This window comes from Leifsonia sp. NPDC080035, from assembly GCF_040050925.1.
Taxonomy (GTDB): Bacteria; Actinomycetota; Actinomycetes; order Actinomycetales; family Microbacteriaceae; genus Leifsonia.
Map to the genome: position 1 here is coordinate 2,389,226 of NZ_CP157390.1, position 16,442 is coordinate 2,405,667.

The window sequence follows — 16,442 nt, forward strand, 5'->3', positions numbered from 1 at the left end:
AGCTTCGGGGGTGCTCGTGACCACCCGGGTCACTCGGACGCGGTCAGCGTGACGAGGGTCGCCTCCGGGCGGCAGGCGAAACGCACCGGCGCGTAGATGGACGTGCCGAGTCCAGCGGAGACGTTCAGGTAGGCGGACCGGAACGCGTGGCGCCAGATGCTGAGCCCCTTCACCTGCGACCGCGGGATGTCGCAGTTCGTCACCAGCGCGCCGAAACCGGGCACGCAGACCTGACCGCCGTGGGTGTGGCCGGCGAAGATCATCTCGGCGCCATACGTGACGAACGCGTCCAGCACGCGGCGATAAGGAGCGTGCACGACGCCGATGGTCACGGTGGGGCGCTCGGGACGTGGCGTGTCGTCCAGCCAGGTCGCGTCGTCCGCGTACGGGTCGTTCTCGCGCAGCTCGTCCAGTGCGCCCGGGATCGCCTCGACGCGGTCGTAGCGGATGTGCGGGTCGTTGACGCCGAAGAGCTCGAGGTGGGTGCCGCGGATGTCGAGCGCCCCCGCCGCGTTGTTCAGGTCCAGCCAGCCGAGGTCGCGCAGGTACGCGGTCAGCGCGGCATCGTCCAGTCGCGGGGCCGAAGAGGAGCTCCTCTTCGACGGACCGACGAAGTACTTGAGCGGGTTCTTCAGCTGAGGCCCGAAGTAGTCGTTCGACCCGTGGACGAACACGCCGGGGACGCCGCGGAACGCATCCAGGGCCGCCCGGATCCCCTCGATGCCGTTCTCGTGGCTGAGGTTGTCGCCGGTGTCGACGACGAGATCCGGCTGCAGCCGCGCCAACGACCGCACCCACGCCTGCTTGTCGCTCTGCCACGGCGCCATGTGCAGGTCCGACAGATGCAGCACGCGGATGGGCTGCGACCCTGCCGGGAGGACGGGGACGGAGACCTCGCGCAGCGTGAAGGCGCGCCGCTCGATGAGCGACCCGTACGCGAAGGCGGCCGCGCCCGCCCCGGCGAGCGTCGCCAGGGCGACGCCCACCGGGCGGAGGCCGGACCCGCGCGTCACTGGCCGCCCGGCTGCGGTGTCGTTGTCGCCGGCGCGCTCTTCTTGACGGTCAGGGTGATCTGCGTGCCCTTCTTCGCCGGAGTGTTCGCACCGGGGTTCATCGACTCGACGATGGCGTCGGGCGCGTTGCCTCCGGCGACCTTCACACCGAACCCGGCAGCGCTGAGCGTCGCCCGGGCGTCGGACAGCTTCTTGCCGACCACGTCCGGCACCACGACCTGCGAGCCGTTACTGATGTTCAGGGTGATCACGCTGCCCTTGCCGATCGACGAGCCCGCGCCAGGATCGGTCGTCGCGACCGTGCCCGCCGGCTGCGCCGAGTCGACCTGGGGGCCATCCTGCACGTCGAAACCGAGGCCGGTGAGGATCGACTTCGCCTCGGCCGGCGCCTTGCCGGAGACGTCGGGGACCGTGACCTGGACGCCGCGCATGAGGTCGCCGTCCACCTCCGGGAACGGGTCGCCGCCGTACTTGGAGGCCGCTGCAGACATCATGGACTCCTGCACGCGATTACGGGCGGTGGCGACCGTGTAACCGTGGGCGGGGCTGATCTCTCGCATCGAGGTGGAGCCCTCGATGTTTCCCGCCCAGTAGGCGCCCGCGACCTTGGTCGTCGCGGCGACCAGCCAGACGTGCAGGGCGTCATCGGAGGTTCCGGTCTTGCCGAGCATGTCGTGGTTCGTGTCGTTGATGCCAGAGGCCGTTCCGCCGGTCACCACGCGCTTGAGTGCGTAGGCCATCGCAGCGGCGACCTTCTCATCCACGGCCTGGCTGCACTTCGAGGCTGGCGCAGCGACGGCCTTGCCCTGGCCGTCGACGATCTTGTCGATCGCGATCGGGGTGCACACCGTGCCCTTGTTGGCGATGCCCGCGAAGGCGGTGGCCATCGTGAGCGGTGCGATCTCGTTGGTGCCGAGGATGCTCGCCGCGGTGGAGCCGAGCTCCTTGCCCGGCACCGCGGAGTGGACGCCGAACGCCTCGGCGTCCTTCTTGATGTTGCAGAGGTCCAGCTGCTTGGCCATGCCGACGAACGCGGTGTTGACCGAGCCCTGGGTGGCAGCGAGCGCATTCATGGTGCCGGGATTGCTGAAGTCGTCATTCGTCGGCTTCCACGGCCCACCGCCCGAATCGGTGCACGAGTTGGTGAACGGCCAGTTGGATCCGCCGTATGTCTGGACCCGCGCGTTCACCGTCTCGTACAGCGAGTGACCCTGCTTGAGCCACTCGGCGAGCGTGAACACCTTGTAGGTGGAGCCGGGCTGGAAGCCGCTGGAGCCGCCGTACTCGCTGTCCGTGTTGAAGTTAACGCTCGTGTAGCGCACAGGGTCGGTAGCCACGACCTCGGGGTCCTGCGAGTAGTCCTTGTTCTGGGCCATGTAGAGCACGCGTCCGGTGCCGGGCTGGACGCCGACGAGCGCACCGCCGACGGTCTGCGAATAGTCCTTCGGCATCCAGTCGTTGAGCGTGTCCTCCGCGACCTTCTGCAGGTCGACGTCGAGCGTCGTGTAGATCTTGTAGCCGCCGCGGTTCAGGTTCGCGGTGCGGGTGTCCCTGTCCTTGCCGAACGCGGGGTCCTGCAGGAAGATCTTCTGCACGTAGTCGCAGAAGTAGGCGGCGCCGCCTGCGGTCTGGCAGCCGCGGGTGGACGGAGTAATCTTCGGCTGGATCGGCGTCTTGATCGCCAGGTCGTGCTGCGCCTTGGTGAGCTTCTTGTACTGGTACATCTTGTCGAGGATGTAGTCGCGACGCTCTTTGTTCTTGGCGTAGCCGTTGGCCTTGCCGTTGGACTTCGACTCCGGGTCGTCGAGCTTCAGGCTGGTCGGCTCGTTGACGATGGCGACCAGGCTCGCGGCCTGCGCCGGCGTCAGCGCCGCCGCGGTCGTGTTGTAGTAGTACTTCGCGGCGGCCTCGATGCCGTACACGGAGCCGCCGAACCCGGCGATGTTCAGGTAGCCCTGGAGGATCTCGTCCTTGGAGTACTTCTTCTCCAGGCCGATCGCGTACTTCATCTCCTTGACCTTGCGGTCGGGGGAGACGCCGGTGGAGTCGACGACGCACTCCTGGTAGGTCGCCTTCTCGGCCTTGGTCTTCTGCGGCATGGCCTCGCACTTCTGCAGCAGCACGTTCTTCACGTACTGCTGGGTGATCGAGGAACCGCCCTGGACGCCGCCGCCGGAGACGGTCGAGAGGACGCCGCGGACGGTGCCCTGGATGTCGACGCCGCCGTGCGAATAGAAGCGCGGGTCCTCACCGGCGACGGCCGCATCCTTGACCGCCTGCGACATCTTGTCGAAGCCCACCGGGAGGCGGTTCTGCGAGTAGAAGGTCGCGAGCGGGTAACCGTTGGAGGCGTAGATGGTGGTCGGCTGCGCGAGCTGACCGATCTCGAGGTATTCGGGGAGGCCCTCGAACACGCCGATGCTGTTGTTGGCGGCCATCCCTGTCACTGCGATGGCGGGGGTGACGGCGGCGGTGACCAGAAGACCGGCCACAGCACTCATGCCGACGAACGCGCCGACCGCACCGAGCACACCTCTAGCCTGTGGTTTTTTCGCAGACATAGGATTCAGAGTAGGCGATGAACCTGATAAACCCCCCGAATGGAAAGAGCGCCATGCCACGCTGGGAATACCTTACGACTCCTCTCATGATCCACAACACCGCAGCCATCCTGAACAACTGGGGTTCGGACGGCTGGGAGCTGGTGCAGGTGGTGACCGGTCCGGAGGGCGGCCTGGTCGCGTACCTGAAGCGTCCGCTGCTGGACGGAGAGGACGCCTGATGGCCGGCATCGAGGCGCGTCTCGCCGAGCTCGGGATCGATCTGCCGGACGTCGTTCCGCCCGTCGCCGCGTACACGCCGGCCGTCGTGGACGGGAACCACGTCTACACCTCCGGGCAGCTGCCGATGGTCTCCGGAGCGCTTCCGGCGACCGGGAAGGTCGGCGACGGCCACGGCCTGGTGCCGCCGGACGACGCCAAGGACTACGCCCGCACCTGCGCGCTCAACGCGCTCGCCGCCGTGAAGAGCGTCATCGGCTCCCTCGACCGGGTCACCCGCGTGGTGAAGGTCGTCGGATTCGTGTCCTCCGACCCGTCGTTCACCGGCCAGCCGGGCGTGATCAACGGCGCGTCCGAGGTCCTCGGTGAGATCTTCGGCGACGCCGGGGTGCACGCGCGCTCGGCCGTCGGAGTCGCCGTCCTCCCGCTCGACGCCCCCGTCGAGGTCGAGCTCATCGTCGCCTTCGACTAGGGCCGCCGAGCACAGGAAAAGCGTCGCGAATCGGATCGATTCGCGACGCTTTTCCTGTTGTCGAGGCTAGGAGAGCTTGCTCTGAATGGAGCTCATCACGGCCGTGTCCGCCAGCGTGGTGGTGTCGCCGACCTCGCGGCCCTCCGCCACATCCTTCAGCAGCCGGCGCATGATCTTGCCCGAGCGGGTCTTCGGCAGCTCGGTCACGATGTAGATGTCGCGCGGCCGCGCGATCGCGCCGATCTGCTCGGAGACGTGCTTGCGCAGGACCTGCGCCGCGTCCTCGGCTCCCGCCTCCTCGAGGTGGGACTGCTTGATGATGACGAACGCCACCACCGCCTGGCCCGTGGTCTCGTCCGCGGCGCCGACGACGGCGGCCTCGGCCACCATCGGGTTCGCGACGAGCGCCGACTCGATCTCCGCGGTCGACAGGCGGTGGCCGGAGACGTTCATCACGTCGTCCACGCGGCCCATCAGCCAGATCTCGCCGTCCTTGTCGTACCGTGCGCCGTCCCCGGCGAAGTACTTGTCGCCGAACTTCGACCAGTAGGTCTCCTTGAAGCGCTCGGGGTCGCCCCAGATGCCGCGCAGCATGCTCGGCCAGGGCTCCGTGACGACGAGGAGGCCGCCCTGGTCCTTGCCGACCGGCTCGCCGGCCTCGTCCAGGATGTCGATCGAGATCCCGGGCAGCGGCACCTGCGCGCTTCCCGGCTTCAGAGTCGTGATCCCGGGGAGCGCGGACACCATGATCGCGCCGGTCTCGGTCTGCCACCACGTGTCGACGATCGGGGTGCGGTTGCCGCCGATGACCTCGCGGTACCACATCCATGCCTCGGGGTTGATCGGCTCACCGACGGAGCCGAGCACGCGCAGGCTGGAGAGGTCGAACTGCTGCGGGTGCTGCCGCCCGAGCTTCATGAACGAGCGGATGGCGGTCGGCGCCGTGTAGAAGATCGAGACCTTGTACTTCTCGATGATCTCCCACCAGCGGCCGGGATGCGGCGTCTCCGGGGTGCCCTCGTACATCACCTGGGTCGCGCCGTTGGCGAGCGGCCCGTAGACGACGTAGGTGTGGCCGGTGATCCAGCCGACGTCGGCGCTGCACCAGTAGACGTCCGACTCCGGGTGCAGGTCGAAGACGTTCTTGTGCGTGTACGCGGCCTGCGTCAGGTAGCCGCCGGAGGTGTGCAGGATGCCCTTCGGCTTCCCGGTGGTGCCCGAGGTGTACAGGATGAACAGCGGGTTCTCGGCAGGGAAGGCCTTGGCGACGTGGTCGGAGTCGACCAGTGCGATCTCGTCCTGCCACCACAGGTCGCGACCCTCGGTCCACGCCACCTCGTTCTCGCCCCGCTTGACGACGAGGACGTGCTCGACCGTGCTGTCGCCGCCCTGCAGGGCCGCGTCGACCGCATCCTTCAGCGGGAAGACCCGACCCTTGCGCCAGCCGCCGTCCGCCGTGATCACGAGCTTCGCCTCGGCGTCGTCGATGCGCGAGCGGAGGCTCTCGGCGCTGAAGCCGCCGAAGACCACGGAGTGCACGGCGCCGATGCGCGCGACGGCGAGCATCGCGATGACCGCTTCCGGGATCATCGGGAGGTAGATGGCGACGCGGTCTCCTGCCTGGATGCCGAGGCTGGTCAGCAGGTTCGCCGCCTTCTTGACCTCCGCCGTGAGCTCCGCGTAGGTGAGGGTGCGGGTGTCGCCCGGCTCGCCCTCCCAGTGGATCGCGACGCGGTCGCCGTTGCCGGCGAGCACGTGCCGGTCGAGGCAGTTGTAGGCGACGTTGAGCTCGCCGTCGTCGAACCACTTCGCGAACGGCGGGTTCGACCAGTCGAGGGTGCGGGTGAAGGGGGTGTTCCAGTGCAGCAGTTCGCGGGCCTGGTCCGCCCAGAACCCGAGGCGGTCCTCCGCCGCTCGTTCGGCGAGCTCTGCGGTGGCCACCGCGCTGGCGGCGAACTCCTCGCTCGGCGCGAAGCGGCGGGCCTCGTGAAGCAGGTTGTCGATTGTGTTGCTCATAGGGAGTCTGTTCGCTCCTTTGCGATGCGATGGACGAGTCGTGGCGCGACAATGCCTGACTCTACAACCTGACTGTGACCGGCTCCGAGCAGACTTGCGTTTGCATTGAATACGCGTAAACTGGTCCGCGGCCGAATGTTAATTCGTGCGTGCGGCGCAATCGATTCCCCCCAATCCTGCGCCGCAGTGGCCGCACCTGTTCCCCCCAATAGGTGCGGCCCCCCTTTTTTAACCGGTCGTCGAGCCGTGCTCCTGCACAGCGCCGGACCCGGGCAAGCCGATCCACAGATCCGGCGGCGGTCATGAACCGGGCCGCCGCCGGCTCGTAGCGTCGGCGTCATGCACAGTCATCACGCCTCGGTCGCTCACCATCCGGACGCGCTCTCACCGCCTGGTCCGGATCTCCCGATTGACCGGCGGGCCGGGCCGGAGCGCGGCCTCTGGGCGGTCTTCGGTCCGCTCGCCCCCTACCTGATGCGCGGCGATATCACCGACCTCTTCGTGACCGGTGACGGCGAGCTCTGGTCGGACGGCGGACCGCACGGACTCCGCCGTGAACCGGGCTGGCACGCCGACGAGGCGATGGCGCGTGCGCTCGCGGTGCGACTCATCGCCAAGGGCGGCCGGCACATCGACGAGGCGACGCCGTTCGTCGATGTGCGGCTGCTCGACGGCATCCGGGTGCACGCGGTACTCCCGCCGATCTCGACGGGAGGCACGCTGCTGAGCATCCGCATCCCGTCACAGGAGGTGCTGCTCCTCGACGACCTGGTCGCGAGCGGCTCACTGCGCGCCGCCGAGCGGGAGGTGATCGCGCGCGCGGTCGCTGCGCGCACGAACGTCCTCATCACGGGCGCGGGCGGAGCGGGGAAGACCACGCTGCTGGCCGCCATGCTGGCGCACGCACCGCCGGTCGAACGCATCGTCGTCATCGAGGACGTGGCGGAACTGCGCATCCCGCATCCGCACGTCGTCGGATTGCAGGCGCGGCAGCCGAACCTCGAGGGAGCGGGCGGCGTGACGCTGCGCGTGCTCGTCCGGGAAGCGCTCCGGATGCGACCGGACCGTCTGGTGCTCGGCGAGTGCCGCGGCGAGGAGATCCGCGACCTGCTCGCCGCGTTGAACACCGGGCACGACGGGGGAGCGGGCACACTGCACGCCAACTCCATCGCGGACGTTCCGGCTCGCCTGGAGGCGCTCGGGGCGCTCGCCGGGCTGAACGAGACCGCGCTCGCCCGGCAGGCGGTCAGCGCGATCGGGCTCGTGATCCACGTCGAACGCGAGGAGGGTCTGCGGCGGGTCGGGGGTTTCGGGCGGCTCGTCGTCGGCGCGGGCGGGCGGCTGGAGGTGGTGTCCCGTGGCTGAGCACGGAAGACGACCGCCGGCGCGGACGGGGACGGGGGTGCGGCGCCGTGCGCGCGCGGCGCGGGCTGTCGACGCCGACGAGCTCGCGGAGACGGTCGAGGCCCTGGCGGTGCTCCTCGACGCCGGGGTATCGCCGGTCTCTGCGTGGGCCTACGTCGGTGAGGAGTCCGGTCATCTGCAGCTGCGCCGCGCGGCGGCCGACATCGCCGGCGGAATCGTGGCGGGGGACGCGCTCGCGGCCGCCGCAGCCCGGGCCGCGGACGACGGCCTGCGCGTGCTCGCCGCGGCCTGGACGGTGGCGGAGGAGGCCGGGGCCGCGCTCGCGCCCGCGCTGCGGGGTGTGGCGGAGGCCCTGCGTGACCGGGCCGAGACGGCGCGCGATATCGACGCGTCGCTCTCCGGCCCGCGTTCCACCGCCCGGCTCACGGGGTGGATGCCCGTCGTCGGGCTGCTCATGGCGGTGGGGATGGGCATCGACGTCGTCGGCACCCTCTTCGGCTCGGCGGTCGGCTGGACCCTCGTCGTCGGGGGAGCCTCGCTCATGGTCGCAGGGCGGTTCTGGACGCGCCGCATGGTGTCCCGGGCAATCGCGCGCGGGGCCGGCGCGGTCGCCGGTACGGACCATGAGCTCATGGCGATCGCCCTCGCCGGGGGCGGTTCGGTCGCCGACGCGCGTGCCCTCGTCGACCGCGCCCTCGTCCGCACGGGCCTGCGCACCTCGGATCCCGCATCCCTCGAGCGCGTGCTCAGGATCTCGGAGCGGGCGGGTGCTCCCGCGGTGGAACTGCTTCTCGCCTCCGCGCGGCAGGAGCGTCGCTCCGCACGCGCGTCCGGACGGGCCGCCGCCTCCGCGCTCGCTGTACGGCTGCTCCTCCCGCTCGGAGTGTGCGTCCTTCCGGCGTTCCTACTGCTCGGGGTGGCGCCCGTGGTGCTCGGGCTGCTCTCCTCCACCGTCGGCGGTCTGGGATGAACGTTCCACAGATTCGTCGGACGCCGATCAGCGGGACGCCGCGCGCCGGAGGATCGAACAACACACGCCGGCGGTCGGCGGAGAGGAGAGGGACGGATGAACGGATGGATGCAGCGGCTCTGGCTGGAGGAACGCGGAGCGACCACGGCGGAGTACGCGGTGACGACCATGGCGGCGGTGGGCTTCGCGGGGGTGCTGCTCGTACTGCTGCGCGGCGACGAGGTGCGTGGCATCCTCGGCGATCTCGTGCGCCGGGCGCTCAGCGTCGACGGCTGACGATCGTGCACGCGAACGACGAGCGTGGCGTTGGTGCGGCGAGCGAGCGCGGGAGCGTGACGGCCGAGTTCGCCGCCGCGCTCCCCGCGGTCCTCCTCTGCCTGGCGTTGTGCGTGGCGGCCGTTCAGGCGGGAGCGCAGCAGGCGCAGCTCGTCGGAGCGGCCGCGCAGGCGGCTCGGGAGCTCGGGCGGGGTGACGAACCGACGGCCGGAGGGGCCGGAGCCGTCAGAGAGGTGGAGAACGACGGTCGGCTCGTGTGTGTGCGACTCACGGCCCCGAGTGGCGTGACGGGGCTGGGCGGGCTGGGGATCAGCGTGACGGCGCGCGCGTGCGCGATGGACGAGGAGGCGGAGGGATGAAACCGATCGGCCGGAACGCCTGCGCGGCGGAACGGGGCTCGGGCGCCGTGCTCGCGGTGGCCGTCATCGGCGCGACCGTGAGCCTCACCGCGGGAACGCTCGCAGTCGGCGGCGCGGTCGTCGCGCAGCGTCGTGCGTCCGCGGCGGCGGACCTGGCGGTGCTCGCGGCCGCGGATACGGCCGTCGGCCGGGTGCCGGGCGACCCGTGCGCGATCGTAGGCGCCGTCGCCGAGGCCAACGGCGCTCGCACCGAGTCCTGCGACGTCGAGGGCGTGGTGGTCACGGTGACCGTGTCCGTCGGCTACCTGGGCGTTCCGGCGCGTGCATCGGCCCGCGCAGGACCTCCCGGCAGCCCGTGACGCCCCCGCCGGCCACCTTCAGGGCGCACTCAGTCGAACAACGTCTCCACGTAGCGGTAGGCCACCGCGCTCGGGGAGCCGCCGCCGTCGCCCATGCCGTACTCGATCTCCGCACCGGAGGCACGCACGTAGAGGTAGCGCTTGCCGCCGGACATACCGGGGATCTCCAGTCGCGGCCGGAGGTCCCCGGAGTCCAGGAAGGAGGTCGCGATGGTCTTGCCCTCGAGCGGTCCGTCGATGAGTTTGGCGGTGTACGTCGTCATTGATGTCGTTGCCATAGCCCCATCATCCTCGCGCCCTCCACGGTGCAACAGTGCCCCCGTTCGGCCGGGTGCGCCCACGGCGAACGGAATCAGGCGATTAGGCACACAACCGGTTCGGGTGTGTATGGTTTGCCTGTCGGGCCACGAGGCCCACGCTCGCCGCCCGTCGCGCGGCGCTCGGGGGAGCGCGCTAGGAATCGCCGTCTCGCGGCGACAGAGCGACACAGCGACACAGTGCGTATATAAGAGGAGTCAGGTGTCCGCCACGAAGAAACTCGTCATCGTCGAGTCTCCGAACAAGGTGAAGTCCATCGCGCAATACCTGGGCGACGGATACGAGGTCATGGCCTCGGTCGGGCACATCCGCGACCTCATCGAGCCGAAGAACCTGCCGCCGGAGCTGAAGAAGGGCTCGCTCGGCAAGTTCTCCGTCGACGTCGACAACGAGTTCGAGCCGTACTACGTGGTCTCGGACCAGAAGCGCAAGACCGTCGCCGACCTCAAGCGGGCACTCAAGAACGCGGACGAACTCCTGCTCGCAACCGATGAGGACCGCGAGGGCGAGGCCATCGCGTGGCACCTGGTCGAGGTGCTGAAGCCGAAGGTCCCGGTCAAGCGGATGGTGTTCCACGAGATCACCCGCGAGGCGATCGAGAAGGCACGCGACAACACGCGCGAGATCGACACCGCGCTCGTCGACGCCCAGGAGACAAGGCGCATCCTCGACCGACTGTACGGCTACGAGGTCTCGCCGGTGCTCTGGCGCAAGGTCGGCCCCGGCCTCTCCGCCGGCCGCGTCCAGTCCGCGGCGACGCGCCTCGTCGTCGACCGCGAGCGCGAGCGCCTCGCCTTCGTCCCGGCGAGCTACTGGGGTCTGACCGCCCGGTTCGCCCCGGAGGACGCCACGGAGTTCGAGGGCCGGCTCGCGCGCATCGATGGAGACCGGGTCGCCACCGGTCGCGACTTCGACGACCACGGTCGCCTGACCTCCGCGGCACGCACCCTCGATGAGGCCGCCGCGAACGCGCTCGCCGACGCCGTCCGCCTGCCGAGCACCGTCGTCGTCGTCTCCAAGGTCGACTCGAAGCCCTACTCGCGCCGGCCCGCCGCGCCGTTCACCACGTCCACCCTCCAGCAGGAGGCGGCGCGCAAGCTCCGCTTCTCCGCCCGGCAGACGATGAGCGTCGCGCAGACCCTGTACGAGAACGGGTACATCACCTATATGCGTACGGACTCGGCGTCGCTGTCGCAGCAGGCGACGAACGCCGCCCGCGCTCAGGCCGCCAAGCTGTACGGGGCCGAGACCGTCCCGGACAAGCCGCGGGTCTACGCGTCCAAGAGCAAGAACGCGCAGGAGGCACACGAGGCGATCCGTCCCTCCGGCGAGGTCTTCCGCACGCCGTCCGAGCTGGAGAAGTCGCTGCGCGGGCCAGAGCTCCGCCTCTACGACCTCATCTGGAAGCGCACGGTCGCCTCCCAGATGGCCGACGCCAAGGGACAGACGGCATCCGTCACCGTCGAGGCCTCCGTCACAGAGGGCCCGCTCGACGGCACCGTCGCCGAGTTCACCGCCAGCGGCACCGTCATCACCTTCCGCGGATTCCTCAACGCGTACGAAGAGGGCAAGGACGAGGAGCGCAACAGCTCCGACGCGGCCGAGGCCAAGCTCCCGCCGCTGACGCCGGGGCAGTCGCTCGGCGTCGCCGACGTCGCGGCGGACGGTCACGAGACCACCCCGCCGCCGCGCTACACCGAGGCGAGCCTCGTGAAGACGCTGGAGGAGCTCGGGATCGGGCGACCCTCCACATTCGCGAGCATCATCTCGACGATCATCGACCGCGGCTACGTCACGCAGCGCGGCCAGTCGCTCGTCCCGAGCTGGGTCGCGTTCTCGGTCGTCCGGCTGCTGGAGGACTACTTCGCCGACCTGGTGCAGTACGACTTCACGGCCGAGATGGAGGACGACCTCGACCGGATCGCCGATGGCGAGGCGGAGCGCGTCGACTGGCTGAACAGCTTCTACTTCGGCAGCGACAAGCACAAGGGTCTGCGTCGCGTGATCGACAACCTCGGCGAGATCGACGCGCGCAGCATCAACTCGATCGCGATCGACGATGGCGTGACCCTGCGCATCGGCAAGTACGGCCCGTACCTCGAGGTCCAGGAGGCCGGTGCCGCCGAGGACGCGCAGCCGCGACGGGTCAACATCCCGCCGGAACTCGCGCCCGACGAGCTGACCCCGGCCAAGGCGCACGAGCTGATCGACGCGCCCGTCCAGACCGACAGGGTGCTCGGAAGCAACCCCGAGAACGGCAAGCTCGTGCTGGCGAAGGACGGCCGCTTCGGCCCGTACGTCACGGAGGCCGACCCCGAGGAGGAGCCGAAGGCCGACCCGAACACGGGGGAGGTCGTCGAGGCCAAGAAGCCGGTGAAGAAGGCCTCCGCTCCGAAGCCCCGGACCGCGTCGCTGTTCAAGTCCATGGACCTCGCCACGATCGATCTCGGCACCGCGCTCCAGCTGCTCGACCTGCCGCGCGTGGTCGGCGCCGACCCGGAGAGCGGCGAGGAGATCCAGGCGCAGAACGGCCGCTACGGGCCCTACCTGAAGAAGGGCACGGACACGCGGTCGCTGACCAGCGAGGACGACATCTTCACCATCGACCTCGCGGGAGCGCTCGAGCTGTTCGCGCAGCCCAAGTACGGCAACCGCCGCGCATCCAGTGCGCTGAAGGAGTTCGACGCGGATCCGGTCAGCGGCAAGCCGATCAAGGTCAAGGACGGCCGGTTCGGCCCGTACGTGACCGACGGCGAGACCAACGCCACGATCCCGCGGGGCGAGACCGTGGACGAGGTCGACTTCGACCGCGCAGTGCAGTTGCTGGCGGACAAGCGCGCCAAGGGTCCGGCGAAGAAGACCGCGAAGCGCACGACGACGAAGGCCGCGGCCGCGAAGACGACGGCCGCGAAGAAGACGACGGCGGCCAAGAAGCCCGCCGCGAAGAAGCCGGCGGCGAAGAAGCCGGCAGCCGAGTGAGCGTCGTCCCCGAGCAGGCGGGCGACGGCGCGGCCGATCCCACCCGCGGAGGAACGCCGGTCCGCCCGGGCGTCTTCATCACCCTCGAGGGCGGCGACGGGGTCGGCAAGTCCACCCAGGCCGCCCTCCTGGAGGAGTGGCTCACCGCACAGGGGCGAACCGTCGTGCGCACACGCGAGCCGGGCGGTACCGCGGCCGGCGTCGAGATCCGCGAGATCGTGCTCCACCATCGCGGTGACATCGCTCCGCGCGCCGAGGCCCTCCTGTACGCCGCCGACCGCGCGCACCACGTCGCGACACTGGTGCGTCCCGCGCTGGAGCGCGGTGACGTCGTGCTGCAGGATCGCTATATCGACTCGTCCGTCGCCTATCAAGGCGCCGGACGCGTGCTCGGCGGCGACGAGGTGCGCGAGCTGTCGCTGTGGGCGACCGAGGGTCTTCTCCCCGACCTCACGATCCTGCTGGACCTGGACGAGACGTCCGCCCGCGCACGACTCGACACCTCCCGGACGCGCTACGACCGTCTGGAGGCGGAGCGTTCCGAGTTCCACGCGCGCGTCCGTGCCGCCTACCTGGCGCTCGCCGAGGCGGAGCCGGACCGGTTCCTCGTGATCGACGCCTCGCGGCCGGTGGACGAGATCGCGGCGGAGATCCGCCGACGCCTCGCCGGCCGGGTCTGAGCCGCGGTGGCACAGGCCTCGGCGTCGGTGTCCGAAGCGGCCGCTAGCCTTGAACACATGGCGGTGTGGGACGAGCTGACGGGTCAGGATGACGCGATCGCCGTCGTGCGCGCCGCGGCGGCAGGGGCGAACGCTCCCGGCACGACCGCAGCACAGGCCGCCCGCGGGATGACGCACTCCTGGCTCATCACCGGTCCACCCGGCTCCGGCCGCTCGAACCTGGCGTACGCCTTCGCCACGGCGCTCCTGAGCCCCGGCGACCCCGACGGCGACCGCGCGACGCAGCGGCAGGTGGAGGCGCGGACCCACCCCGACCTCGCCGTGCTCAGCACCGAGCGCGTCATCATCTCGATCGACGAGGTGCGCACGCTCGTCGCCAGCTCCCAGTTCGCGCCGTCGGTGTCCCGCTATCGCGTGATGATCATCGAGGACGCCGACCGGATGACCGAGCGCACCTCCAACGTGCTGCTGAAGGCGCTCGAGGAGCCGCCGGAGCGCACCGTGTGGATCCTGTGCGCGCCGAGCGACGCGGACCTGCTGCCCACGATCCGCTCGCGGGTGCGGACCGTGCGGCTGAAGGTGCCAGGTGTCGCCGATGTTGCCCGGCTCATCCAGCGCCGGGACGGCGTGGATGCGGAGACCGCCGAGCGCGCGGCGCGTCACGCGCAGAGCCACATCGGGATGGCGCACCGTCTCGCCACGAACGAGGAGGCGCGCAGGCGGCGCGATCAGACGCTCGAGCTCGCCCTCGGCATCCGCTCGGTCTCCGACGCCGTGCTCGCGGCGGCCACGCTGCTCGAAGTGGCGGGGGCCGACGCCAAGGCGATCACCGAGGAGCGCGACGCCGAGGAACGCGAGCACGCCCTGCGCTCGCTCGGCGTCGAGCCGGGCGGCACCATCCCTCCCGCGCTCCGCACCCAGCTGCGGCAGCTCGAGGAGGATCAGAAGCGGCGCGCGACGCGCAGCCTCCGCGACGGCATCGACCGCATCCTCACGGACCTGCAATCGCTGTACCGCGACGTGATGATGCTGCAGCTCGGCAGCAGCAGCGATCTCGTCAACACCGAGCTGCTGCCGCGGCTGCAGGCTCTCAGCGCTCACTCGACTCCTGCCGCTACGCTCGCCGCGATGGATGCGGTGCAGACCGCCCGGCAGCGGATCGACGGGAACGTCGCCCCGGCGCTCGCCCTCGAGGCCATGCTCATCACCATTCTTCGCGGTTCCGCCGCACGAAAGGGGACCGACCTGTGACCAGCAGACCGCGCCGTGCCGCGCGCACCGCGTTCGTCGCCATCGCGGCGGTGATCGCCCTCACGCTGACCGGCTGCGTCACCTGGTTCCTGCCGCCGACAACGTCGAACACGTCCACCCCCGCCGCCGAGAACGTCGCCGCCGATCTCAAGCCGTTCTACCAGCAGCGGCTCACCTGGACCGGCTGCGCAAGCGGCAAGCAGTGCGCGACGGCGAAGGCTCCGCTCGACTGGAAGAACCCCGGCGCCGGCGAGATCGAGCTGGCGCTCATCCGCCAGACCGCGAAGGGGACCAAGCAGGGGTCGCTGCTGGTCAACCCGGGCGGTCCCGGAGGGTCCGGCTACGACTTCGTGAAGGACTCCGTCGACTACGCGACCGACGACGCCCTCCAGTCCCACTTCGACGTCGTCGGCTTCGACCCGCGCGGGGTCGGCCACTCGACCGCGGTGAAGTGCTACGACGCCGCTCAGATGGACGACTACCTGTACGGCATCACGCCCGGCGTGCGCGGCTCCGACCAGTGGATCTCGGAGAACACCACGGTGGCGAAGGACTTCGGCGACGCCTGCTCGGCGAAGACCGGTTCACTTCTCGAGCACGTGGACACCGTCAGCGCCGCCCGGGATCTGGACCTGCTGCGCGCCGTGCTCGGCGACACGAAGCTGAACTACCTCGGCTACTCGTACGGCACGTATCTCGGCGCCGTGTACGCCGACCTCTTCCCCGGCAAGACCGGTCGACTCGTCCTCGACGGCGCGCTGGACCCTGCGGCGAGCAACTTCGACGTGACGAAGGTGCAGGCCGAGGGCTTCGAGAGCGCGCTGCGCGCCTACCTGAAGGATTGCCTCGCCCAGAAGGACTGTCCGTTCTCCGGCACCGTCGATGACGGGATGAAGACCATCTCGCAGCTGTTGGCCTCGGTCGAGCAGAGCCCGATCCGCAACAGCGACGGCCGCGAGCTCGGCGCGAACACGCTGGTGACGGCGATCATCTACCCGCTCTACGACGCGACCGCATGGTCGTACCTGAGCAGCATGTTCGCTCAGGTGATGAAGGGCAACGCGTCCGCCGCGTTCACGCTCGCCGACGGCTACAACAGCCGCAACAGCGACGGCACCTACAGCGACAACTCGACAGAGGCGTTCATGGCGATCAATTGCCTCGACTACCGCTACGACGCCGATCCCGCGACCATGCGCGCACAGGCGAAGGACCTGGCAGCCGCGGCGCCGATCATCGGCCCGTACATGGCGTACGGCGACATCGGCTGCGCGAACTGGCCGTACACCTCGACCGTGGAGCGCGGGCCGATCGCCGCGAAGGGATCCGCGCCGATCCTCGTCGTCGGCACGACCAACGACCCGGCGACACCGTACGTGTGGGCGAAGAACCTGGCGTCGGAGCTCGAGAACGGCCACCTGCTCACGTACAAGGGCGAGGGCCACACGGCATACAACAAGTCGAACTCGTGCGTGAACGATACCGTCGACGCGTTCCTCGTGGACGGGAAGCTCCCCGCCGACGGCAAGACCTGCTGACCCCGGTGTGCCGACCCACGCTCGGGTGAGTGGTGCAATTTTGCAGCGGGTGAAATAATCGTGGTC

General features: G+C 69.8%; 15 protein-coding genes. 11 read left to right on the forward strand and 4 right to left on the reverse strand.

What is annotated here, in order from left to right; all coding sequences use genetic code 11:
- Positions 1–29: 29 nt before the first annotated feature.
- Entirely contained in the window at positions 30–1,013 is a 984-nt protein-coding gene (locus AAME72_RS11670) for a metallophosphoesterase (RefSeq protein ID WP_348786727.1), read from the reverse strand.
- Complete coding sequence (locus AAME72_RS11675) at positions 1,010–3,544, reverse strand: transglycosylase domain-containing protein (RefSeq protein ID WP_348786728.1); 2,535 nt, start codon at positions 3,542–3,544, stop codon at positions 1,010–1,012. The genes AAME72_RS11670 and AAME72_RS11675 overlap by 4 nt, the downstream gene beginning before the upstream one ends.
- Positions 3,545–3,660: 116 nt before the next feature.
- Between AAME72_RS11675 and AAME72_RS11680 the strand changes: the two genes are divergently transcribed.
- Together AAME72_RS11680 and AAME72_RS11685 are read left to right on the forward strand one after the other, a co-directional pair.
- Positions 3,661–3,795: a hypothetical protein gene (locus tag AAME72_RS11680; RefSeq protein WP_314149783.1), complete on the forward strand. Its 135-nt coding sequence runs from the start codon at positions 3,661–3,663 to the stop codon at positions 3,793–3,795.
- Complete coding sequence (locus tag AAME72_RS11685; protein ID WP_348786729.1) at positions 3,795–4,265, forward strand: RidA family protein; 471 nt, start codon at positions 3,795–3,797, stop codon at positions 4,263–4,265. The genes AAME72_RS11680 and AAME72_RS11685 overlap by 1 nt, the downstream gene beginning before the upstream one ends.
- A 66-nt stretch (positions 4,266–4,331) precedes the next feature.
- Here the strand turns inward: AAME72_RS11685 and acs are convergent, their stop codons facing one another.
- Positions 4,332–6,281, reverse strand: coding sequence for an acetate--CoA ligase (acs, locus tag AAME72_RS11690; RefSeq protein ID WP_348786730.1), 1,950 nt, complete (start codon positions 6,279–6,281; stop codon positions 4,332–4,334).
- A gap of 339 nt (positions 6,282–6,620) precedes the next feature.
- On the opposite strand from acs, the gene AAME72_RS11695 reads away from it, so the two are divergent.
- The 5 genes from AAME72_RS11695 (at position 6,621) to AAME72_RS11715 (ending at position 9,610) form a co-directional block, all read left to right on the forward strand.
- Positions 6,621–7,646: a TadA family conjugal transfer-associated ATPase gene (locus tag AAME72_RS11695; protein ID WP_348786731.1), complete on the forward strand. Its 1,026-nt coding sequence runs from the start codon at positions 6,621–6,623 to the stop codon at positions 7,644–7,646.
- Positions 7,639–8,616 carry a type II secretion system F family protein gene (locus tag AAME72_RS11700; RefSeq protein ID WP_348786732.1) on the forward strand — a complete coding sequence of 326 codons (978 nt, stop codon included), beginning with the start codon at positions 7,639–7,641 and terminating at the stop codon, positions 8,614–8,616. The genes AAME72_RS11695 and AAME72_RS11700 overlap by 8 nt, the downstream gene beginning before the upstream one ends.
- A gap of 96 nt (positions 8,617–8,712) precedes the next feature.
- Positions 8,713–8,892: a DUF4244 domain-containing protein gene (locus tag AAME72_RS11705; protein ID WP_348786733.1), complete on the forward strand. Its 180-nt coding sequence runs from the start codon at positions 8,713–8,715 to the stop codon at positions 8,890–8,892.
- A gap of 5 nt (positions 8,893–8,897) precedes the next feature.
- On the forward strand, positions 8,898–9,251 hold the full coding sequence (locus tag AAME72_RS11710; protein ID WP_348786734.1) for a TadE family type IV pilus minor pilin: 354 nt from the start codon (positions 8,898–8,900) through the stop codon (positions 9,249–9,251).
- On the forward strand, positions 9,248–9,610 hold the full coding sequence (locus tag AAME72_RS11715) for an Rv3654c family TadE-like protein (RefSeq protein ID WP_348786735.1): 363 nt from the start codon (positions 9,248–9,250) through the stop codon (positions 9,608–9,610). The genes AAME72_RS11710 and AAME72_RS11715 overlap by 4 nt, the downstream gene beginning before the upstream one ends.
- 29 nt (positions 9,611–9,639) lie before the next feature.
- On the opposite strand, the gene AAME72_RS11720 is transcribed toward AAME72_RS11715, so the two are convergent.
- Positions 9,640–9,888, reverse strand: a complete 249-nt coding sequence (locus AAME72_RS11720; protein WP_348786736.1) for a hypothetical protein — start codon at positions 9,886–9,888, stop codon at positions 9,640–9,642.
- A 241-nt stretch (positions 9,889–10,129) separates the two neighbouring features.
- Between AAME72_RS11720 and topA the strand changes: the two genes are divergently transcribed.
- From topA to AAME72_RS11740, 4 genes are all read left to right on the forward strand, one after another.
- Positions 10,130–12,907: a type I DNA topoisomerase gene (gene topA / locus AAME72_RS11725; RefSeq protein ID WP_348786737.1), complete on the forward strand. Its 2,778-nt coding sequence runs from the start codon at positions 10,130–10,132 to the stop codon at positions 12,905–12,907.
- A gap of 77 nt (positions 12,908–12,984) precedes the next feature.
- Positions 12,985–13,587: a dTMP kinase gene (tmk, locus tag AAME72_RS11730; protein ID WP_348790123.1), complete on the forward strand. Its 603-nt coding sequence runs from the start codon at positions 12,985–12,987 to the stop codon at positions 13,585–13,587.
- Positions 13,588–13,644: 57 nt separating this feature from the next.
- Positions 13,645–14,838, forward strand: coding sequence for a DNA polymerase III subunit delta' (locus tag AAME72_RS11735; RefSeq protein ID WP_348786738.1), 1,194 nt, complete (start codon positions 13,645–13,647; stop codon positions 14,836–14,838).
- Complete coding sequence (locus tag AAME72_RS11740) at positions 14,835–16,376, forward strand: alpha/beta hydrolase (protein WP_348786739.1); 1,542 nt, start codon at positions 14,835–14,837, stop codon at positions 16,374–16,376. Before AAME72_RS11735 ends, AAME72_RS11740 begins: the two co-directional genes overlap by 4 nt.
- Positions 16,377–16,442: the final 66 nt, after the last annotated feature.

Bases quoted from the DNA above. Each gene is read 5' to 3' on its own strand.
- AAME72_RS11680 (WP_314149783.1), top strand. From the start codon at position 3,661: ATGATCCACAACACCGCAGCCATCCTGAACAACTGGGGTTCGGACGGC.
- AAME72_RS11735 (WP_348786738.1), top strand. From the start codon at position 13,645: ATGGCGGTGTGGGACGAGCTGACGGGTCAGGATGACGCGATCGCCGTC.
- AAME72_RS11705 (WP_348786733.1), top strand. From the start codon at position 8,713: ATGAACGGATGGATGCAGCGGCTCTGGCTGGAGGAACGCGGAGCGACC.
- acs (WP_348786730.1), bottom strand. From the start codon at position 6,281: ATGAGCAACACAATCGACAACCTGCTTCACGAGGCCCGCCGCTTCGCG.
- AAME72_RS11715 (WP_348786735.1), top strand. From the start codon at position 9,248: ATGAAACCGATCGGCCGGAACGCCTGCGCGGCGGAACGGGGCTCGGGC.
- AAME72_RS11695 (WP_348786731.1), top strand. From the start codon at position 6,621: ATGCACAGTCATCACGCCTCGGTCGCTCACCATCCGGACGCGCTCTCA.
- AAME72_RS11685 (WP_348786729.1), top strand. From the start codon at position 3,795: ATGGCCGGCATCGAGGCGCGTCTCGCCGAGCTCGGGATCGATCTGCCG.
- AAME72_RS11720 (WP_348786736.1), bottom strand. From the start codon at position 9,888: ATGGCAACGACATCAATGACGACGTACACCGCCAAACTCATCGACGGA.